Origin of the sequence: Paraburkholderia phenoliruptrix, assembly GCF_019511605.1 — a bacterium.
GTDB lineage: Bacteria > Pseudomonadota > Gammaproteobacteria > Burkholderiales > Burkholderiaceae > Paraburkholderia > Paraburkholderia phenoliruptrix_A.
In genome coordinates this window covers 80,795-88,035 of the sequence record NZ_JAEUAV010000031.1, presented here as the reverse complement: position 1 = coordinate 88,035, position 7,241 = coordinate 80,795, and the positions used below count along the sequence as shown (strand labels likewise).

Below are 7,241 nucleotides of genomic sequence, written 5' to 3'. Positions count from 1 at the left end.
AAACGACTCCACGCCGATGATAGTGCGGATTACCCGTGTGAAAGTAGGTAATCGTCAGGCTCCCCAGCAGTGACCGCAACCCCACCCCGCAAAGGTGGGGTTGCGGCGTTTACGCGGGAGAAAAACGTCGGCGGAGCGGCGGGGCACACACCACCAAGCCGCGTCGGACACCGCTAACTTCCCTTCAATGCGCAGCGCACGCGCGCACCCCGTCAGCCCCGAAAAGCAGTCCCCCCTCGACTCCCACACAATTCCTTCGGCTCGGCGGCGGATCAAAGCAGAACATCTACGCCGCCTAGCCCCCCAAAACAACGAACGGACAAAGCACCACGCTACCGACCGTGCACTTCACGGTATGTCCTACCCCTGAGCCGCCAAAAAGCGCTGCGCAAGTCGGACCCAGTACGTCGAACCGATGGGCAGCAACTCATCGTTGAAATCATAACTGGCGTTATGCAGCATGCAGGGGCCGGCACCGTGACCGGCGTCGCGGTGGCCACCATCGCCATTACCAAGGAACGCATAGCAGCCAGGCTTCGCGAGCAACATAAACGAAAAGTCCTCCGCGCCCATCGTGGGTTCCACGGAGTCATTCACGTTCTCAGCGCCCACCACTTCTTTCATGACGGTAGCCGCGAAGCGCGTTTCTTCACTGCGGTTGATCGTCGGCGGATAGTTTCTGTGAAAGTGGACGTCGACCGTGCAATCGTAAGCATCCGCCGTGCTTTCAGCGATCTTGCGCATGCGCGCTTCAATCAGGTCGAGCGTTTCAGTCGTAAAAGTCCGCACGGTGCCGGCAATCCACGCGTCGTCTGGAACGACGTTGACTGCGTCGCCGGCATGGATCTGCGTGATCGAAAGCACGGCGGTGTCGAGCGGCTTCTTGTTTCGCGTGATGATGCCCTGCAATCCATTCGCGATCTGCACCGCGGCAAATACCGGATCGCGTCCGTTATGCGGTAACGCGGCGTGCGAGCCGACGCCTTTGATGTCGATGCGGAACTCGTTGCTAGACGCCATGATCGGACCTTCAGTCACTCCGAACTGGCCTGCGGGCATCCCCGGCCAATTGTGAATGCCGAACACGGCATCCACTGGAAACTTTTCGAAGAGGCCGTCTTCGATCATGGCCTGTGCGCCGGCGCCGCCTTCTTCGGCCGGCTGAAAAATGAACACGATCGTGCCGTCGAAATCGCCGTTTTTCGCGAGATGCCGGGCTGCGCCGAGGAGCATCGCCGTGTGTCCATCGTGACCGCACGCGTGCATTTTTCCGTCGTTTTTCGATCGATGTTCGAAGCCGTTGAGTTCCTGAATCGGCAATGCGTCCATGTCGGCGCGCAGACCGATTGAGCGTGTGCCATTGCCGCGCTTGAGCACGCCGACAACGCCTGTTTTACCGAATCCGCGGTAAGTTTCAATGCCCCACGACTGGAGCGTTCTCGCGACCAGATCAGCTGTCGCAGTTTCCTCGTAACGTAGTTCGGGATGAGCGTGGATCGTTCGTCGAAGAGTCTGGATTTCTCCGTGAGCAGCCTGGATTTCGGGGATAAGTTTCATAATGGAGTGCCGATGCGCTTGCGCTTTGACTTGCCTGGAATCGCGTGGAATCGCTCGGGCCGCAATGCGCCCGAACGCAGTCGTAACGATTCTACGCCGAAGGCTTTTTGGCGGCAGCATGCAGGCAAGTGTCGGCGGCCGTAATAGAATCCGGCGTTGCGCCCAGCTCACCCGTCCCCTGAATGGTTACCCCATGAACGCTCCGACTGAATTCGCCCGCGCGGTTTGTCCGCATGACTGCCCCGACACCTGCGCCATGAAAGTAACGGTTGAGAGCGGCCGCGTGATCAAAGTCGCCGCGGACCCGGCGCATCCTCCGACACAGGGCGCGTTGTGTACCAAAGTCAGCCGCTATGCGGAACGGGTGCATCATCCGCAACGTGTGACGACGCCGATGAAGCGGATCGGTCCGAAAGGCGAGGGCCGCTTCCAGCCGATCAGTTGGGAAGAAGCGTTGGAACTGGGCGCATCGCGCCTCGCGGAAATCGTGCGGCGCGCGCCGGAAGCAATTCTGCCCTACAGCTACGCCGGCACGATGGGGCTCGTTCAGGGCGACAGCATCGCGCAACGGTTCTTTCACAAGCTGGGCGCCTCCCAACTGGACCGCACGATCTGCGCGGCAGCCGGCGCCGCCGGTCTGAAATATACCTATGGCGCGAGCCTCGGCATGCTCACCGAGTTTTTCGAGGAAAGCGAGGTGATTCTCATCTGGGGCTCCAACCCCATCGCGTCGAACCTTCATTTCTGGACGCGGGCGCAGCAGGCCAAACGTCGCGGCGCGCGCCTCATTGCAATTGATCCCTACCGCTCGTTGACCGCGGAGAAATGTCATCAGCATATTGCGCTAAAGCCGGGGACTGATGGCGCATTGGCGCTCGGCATGATGAACGTGCTGATTTCAGAAGATCGGCTGGATCACGCTTACATAGCCGCGCACACACTGGGTTTCGCCGAGCTCAAAGAGCGCGCGCTCGCTTATCCGCCAGCGCGTGTGGCCGAAATCTGCGGCATAGACGAACAGGTTATCGTCGACCTTGCACGGCTTTACGGCAGTACCAAGAAGGCGGCGATTCGCCTGAATTATGGTCTGCAGAGAGTACGCGGCGGCGGGAACGCAGTGCGCGCCATTGCGTGCCTGCCCTCGCTCACCGGCGCATGGCGTGAACGCGCGGGCGGCGCTTTGCTGTCGTCGTCCGGCTGGACGCCGGTCGATTCGCACGCGTTGCAGCGCCCCGACCTGATGCCGGGCTGGCCGGCGAAGCCGAGCCGCGTGATCAACATGAATGCAATTGGAGATGCGCTCTTGCATCCGGGCGACGCCAGGTTCGGGCCCAAAATCGAGGCGATTGTCGTGTACAACTCCAATCCGGTCGCGGTCGCGCCTGATTCGGAGCGCGTGGCGGCAGGCTTCGCGCGCGAAGACCTGTTCGCCATCGTGCTCGAACATTTCCAGACAGATACCGCCGATTACGCCGACCTGCTGCTGCCGGCCACGACGCAGCTCGAGCATCTCGACGTGCACAAGTCGTACGGCCACACGCACGTCATGGTGAACTTGCCTGCGATACCGCCGGTGGGCGACGCACGTCCGAATACCGAGATCTTTCGCGGTCTGGCGCGCCACATGGCGCTTCACGAGCCCGCACTCTTCGAAAGCGACGAAGACGTGGCGCGCAACGCGTTCCGCTGGCAAGACAGCACGCTTGACGGAGCGGACTGGGAGCAGCTCAAACAGGCTGGCTGGGTAAAGCTCAAGCTGCCCGACGCTCCGTTCGCCGAGGGCGGCTTCCATACGCCGTCAGGTAAATGCGAGTTTTACAGCGAAAGGCTCGCGCAGGAAGGCCTCGACCCGCTGCCGGACTATCTGCCGCCCTACGAGTCTGCCGAGTTTGCGCCCGAACTTGCCGCGCGCTATCCGCTCGCGATGATCTCGCCGCCCGCGCGCAACTTCCTGAACAGCACCTTTGTCAACGTCGAAAGTCTGCGGTCGACAGAGGGCGAGCCGCATCTCGACATTCATCCAGCGGATGCCGAGGCGCGGGGCATAGTCGACGGCGTCACGGTACGCATCTTCAACGACCGCGGTTCGATGCAGGCACGTGCTCGCGTTACCGACCGCGCGCGCCAGGGCCTCGTAGTCGGTCTGTCGATCTGGTGGAAAAAGCTTGCGCCCGATGGCCGTAATGCAAATGAGGTTACCAGCCAGGCGCTCACGGATCTGGGCGGCTCTGCAACTTTCTACGACTGTCTCGTCGAAGTGGAGCGGGTCTGACGCGCCCGCCTTACGCAGCGCAAGCCTCACCGGCAAGCCGTCTCGAGGTTCGAGGCGGCAGTCTAACCGAGTCGTTTTTCGCGAATACCGCAGAGGTGCCCATGCTACGATGCGTTTTTAGCACGACCATTCGAAAATAAAGAAGGAGACGCGGCATTGGATAAATTCTGGCTGAAATCTTACCCGCCCGGCGTTCCCGCAGAGATCGACCCATCTCGTTATTCGTCGCTCGCCGAACTGCTCGAGGAGGCATTCCGCGAGCATCGCGACAAGCCTGCGTTCGTGTGCATGGGAGCGGCGATCACCTACGGCGAAATGGACGCGCTTTCAAGGAAGCTGGCTGCATGGTTTCAGTCGAAGGGCCTTGCGCGTGGCGCTCGCATCGCGATCATGATGCCGAATGTTCTGCAATATCCGGTCGCCATTGCAGCGATTCTGCGCGCGGGCTATGTGGTCGTGAACGTGAACCCGCTTTATACGCCGCGTGAGCTCGAGCATCAGTTAAAAGACAGTGGCGCGGAAGCCATCATCCTGCTGGAAAATTTCGCCGTCACGCTGCAGGCAATCGTGCGCAACACCGCGCTCAAGCACGTGCTGGTCGCCACCATGGGCGATCTGATGGGGCTCAAGGGCACCATTGTCAACTTCGTCGTGCGCCGGGTGAAGAAGATGGTGCCGGCGTGGAGTTTGCCCGGCCACGTCAAATTCAACACTGCCATCGCGCAAGGCGAAGGCCAGAATTTCAGACCGGTCGAGCAGGGCCCTGACGACGTCGCGTTCCTGCAGTACACCGGCGGCACGACCGGCGTCGCGAAAGGTGCCACGTTACTGCACCGCAATCTGATCGCGAACGTGCTGCAATCCGAAGTCTGGCTCAATCCGGCCCGCGCAAATCGCACGGACATCGGGCAGTTCATCACCGTTGTCGCGCTGCCGCTGTATCACGTGTTTGCGCTGACCGTGTGTGGACTGCTGACGATCCGCACCGGAGGGCTAGGCGTGCTGATCCCGAATCCGCGCGATATCCCCGGCATGATCAAGGCGCTGCAAGGCTATGCAATCACGACGATCCCGGCCGTCAACACGCTTTACAACGCATTGTTGAACAGCCCTGACTTCCACAAGCTCGACTTCTCGAAACTGATCGCGGCCAACGGCGGCGGCATGGCCGTCCAGGAAGCGGTCGCGAAGCGCTGGTTCGAGCATACGAAGACGCCGATCATCGAGGGCTATGGCCTGTCCGAAACCTCGCCATGCGTGACCTGCAATCCGGTGACGGTGACGGAATATAGCGGCACGATAGGCTTGCCGCTGCCGTCGACGGAAATCTCGATCCGCGACGACGAAGGCAATGAAGTGCCCCTCGGGCAGGCCGGTGAAATCTGCATTCGCGGCCCGCAAGTCATGGCGGGTTACTGGAACAGGCCGGAAGAAACGGCGAAAGTCATGACACCGGACGGCTTTTTCAAGTCGGGCGACGTGGGCTTGATGAACGAACAAGGTTTCGTGAAGATCGTCGACCGCAAGAAGGACATGATTCTGGTTTCCGGCTTCAACGTGTATCCGAACGAAATTGAAGACGTCGTCGCCAGGCTTCCAGGCGTATTCGAGGTCGCGGCCGTGGGAGTGCCCGATCAGCATTCGGGCGAGGCCGTGAAGTTGTTCGTCGTCAAAAAGGATCAAGCGCTGACCGACGCCGACATCCTCGCTTACTGCAAGCAACAGCTCACAGGCTATAAGCGGCCGAAGATCGTCGAATTCCGCACCGAGCTGCCAAAGAGCAATGTCGGCAAGATCTTGCGCCGCGAACTGCGCGACGGTCGGGCATGAGTCACGCGTTTTAACTTCGCCGTTAGCGCCGACGCACTGTAACGCGCATCCCCGAACCAGACACAAAAGACAGAAGGCCCGGCCGACCACAAGTCAGCCGGGCCTTCTTGCATGCGCTCCGCCGGGCGCAACCGACCTCGCGCAACTGCTGCCGCGCACGTGCATAAAAAAAGGCGCCCGAAGGCGCCTTTGAGGCAAACAGCGTTTTTACGACTTATTAGAACTTGTGGCGGATACCGACGCGCGCTGCCAGCTGGTTCTGGTTCGACGAGCCCGTCAGGCCGTTGATGCCAGCCGTAGCTGCAACCGTCGCGCCAGCCGCGTTCACGGTTTCGCCCGTAGCGTGCTGATACACACCGATCACGTAGACGTCGGTACGCTTGGACAGGAAGTAGTCCACGCCAACTGCGCCCTGGTGGTACTGAGCGCGCGAGTTGCCGTTGATTTCCGAGCCGCGCGTGTAGTCATACGCTGCGCCGACCAGCAATGCCGGGGTCAACTGGTACTTGAAGTTGACTTCCGCGTTGTTGAACGTAGCCGTTTGGCCCTTGAACGGCGATGCGTACGAAGCGCCCAGGTTTGCGAAGCGGATGTTCGAGTACGTCAGGCCGAGCGTTGCTGCGCCGAACGTGTATGCGCCGCCTGCACCGATAACCTGGTACGTGTTAGCCGATGCGAAGCCAGCGTAGACCGGCGAGGTCACTGCGCCAGCCGGCGTAGCTGCCGTGCCGCCGTTGTTGAACAGGCCGCCCGAAGCTGCCGGCGTACGTGCGTTCAAGTAGCCGACGCCCAACACCAGCGGACCGTTGTTGTAGCCAGCGCCCAACGACCAGATCTGGTTCGACGAGAAGTTGCCTGCAACGCCGCCGAAGCTGTACGTGCCGCCGAACTTCAGGCCGCCGTAATCCGCGCTCGTGTACTTGACCGTGTTGTTGGTACGGTATGCGTTGTTGAAGTTGTCGATGTCGCCCGGGTGAGCAGCGATGTAGCCGCCCCACTGGTCGCCGGCTTCCAGCGGACCGACGTAGTCGACGACGGAGTCGTACTGGCGACCCAGCGTGACCGTACCGAACTGGCTCGACAGACCGACGTAAGCCTGACGACCGAACATCAGGCCGCCTTGACCCAGCTTGCCGTTGTTGACGTCAAAGCCGTTTTCCAACACAAACAGCGCCTTCAGACCGCCGCCCAGATCTTCCGTGCCACGCAGGCCGAAACGCGAGCCTTGCATCACGCCGCTGGACAGGTTGTACAGGTGCTTGCCACCGGAATTGGTGTTGATGTTGAAGCCTTCGTCAATGATACCGTACAGGGTCACGCTGCTCTGAGCATGTGCGACGCCTGCGAATGCGCCCAGTGCTGCGAGAGCGAGAAGCGACTTTTTCATCGAATGATCTCCAAGGATTACGAATCTTTTGTACAAGGCGAATATTTATGTAGCGTTGAGGCCTTGCTTGTCCAACTTCGCGAGAAGTTGCACGTAATGTAACAAAACGGCTACATGGCACAAAGAAAAAGCAGGTCGCCAGGAACGCTCCTGTTTCGTTTACGCAACATGATCTAGAATCGTAATCCTGATGCC

4 protein-coding genes are annotated in these 7,241 nt (G+C 60.4%); 2 read left to right on the top strand and 2 right to left on the bottom strand.

All coding sequences use genetic code 11. The annotated features are described in order from the left end of the window. Window positions 1-360: 360 nt before the first annotated feature. Window positions 361-1,557: a M20 aminoacylase family protein gene (locus tag JNB89_RS27715; protein WP_220364324.1), complete on the bottom strand. Its 1,197-nt coding sequence runs from the start codon at window positions 1,555-1,557 to the stop codon at window positions 361-363. A 193-nt stretch (window positions 1,558-1,750) separates the two neighbouring features. Between JNB89_RS27715 and JNB89_RS27710 the strand changes: the two genes are divergently transcribed. Both JNB89_RS27710 and JNB89_RS27705 read left to right on the top strand, forming a co-directional pair. Further along, window positions 1,751-3,829 (top strand): molybdopterin-containing oxidoreductase family protein, encoded by a 2,079-nt coding sequence (locus JNB89_RS27710; RefSeq protein WP_220364323.1) that lies wholly within the window; start codon window positions 1,751-1,753, stop codon window positions 3,827-3,829. A 156-nt stretch (window positions 3,830-3,985) separates the two neighbouring features. After that, window positions 3,986-5,659 (top strand): long-chain fatty acid--CoA ligase, encoded by a 1,674-nt coding sequence (locus tag JNB89_RS27705; RefSeq protein ID WP_220364322.1) that lies wholly within the window; start codon window positions 3,986-3,988, stop codon window positions 5,657-5,659. Window positions 5,660-5,876: 217 nt separating this feature from the next. On the opposite strand, the gene JNB89_RS27700 is transcribed toward JNB89_RS27705, so the two are convergent. Continuing rightward, window positions 5,877-7,046 (bottom strand): porin, encoded by a 1,170-nt coding sequence (locus JNB89_RS27700; protein ID WP_013340590.1) that lies wholly within the window; start codon window positions 7,044-7,046, stop codon window positions 5,877-5,879. Between the last annotated feature and the right edge of the window lie 195 nt (window positions 7,047-7,241).

Excerpts from the sequence above, each read along its gene's own strand:
- JNB89_RS27710 (WP_220364323.1), top strand. The coding sequence starts at position 1,751 with ATGAACGCTCCGACTGAATTCGCCCGCGCGGTTTGTCCGCATGACTGC.
- JNB89_RS27700 (WP_013340590.1), bottom strand. The coding sequence starts at position 7,046 with ATGAAAAAGTCGCTTCTCGCTCTCGCAGCACTGGGCGCATTCGCAGGC.
- JNB89_RS27715 (WP_220364324.1), bottom strand. The coding sequence starts at position 1,557 with ATGAAACTTATCCCCGAAATCCAGGCTGCTCACGGAGAAATCCAGACT.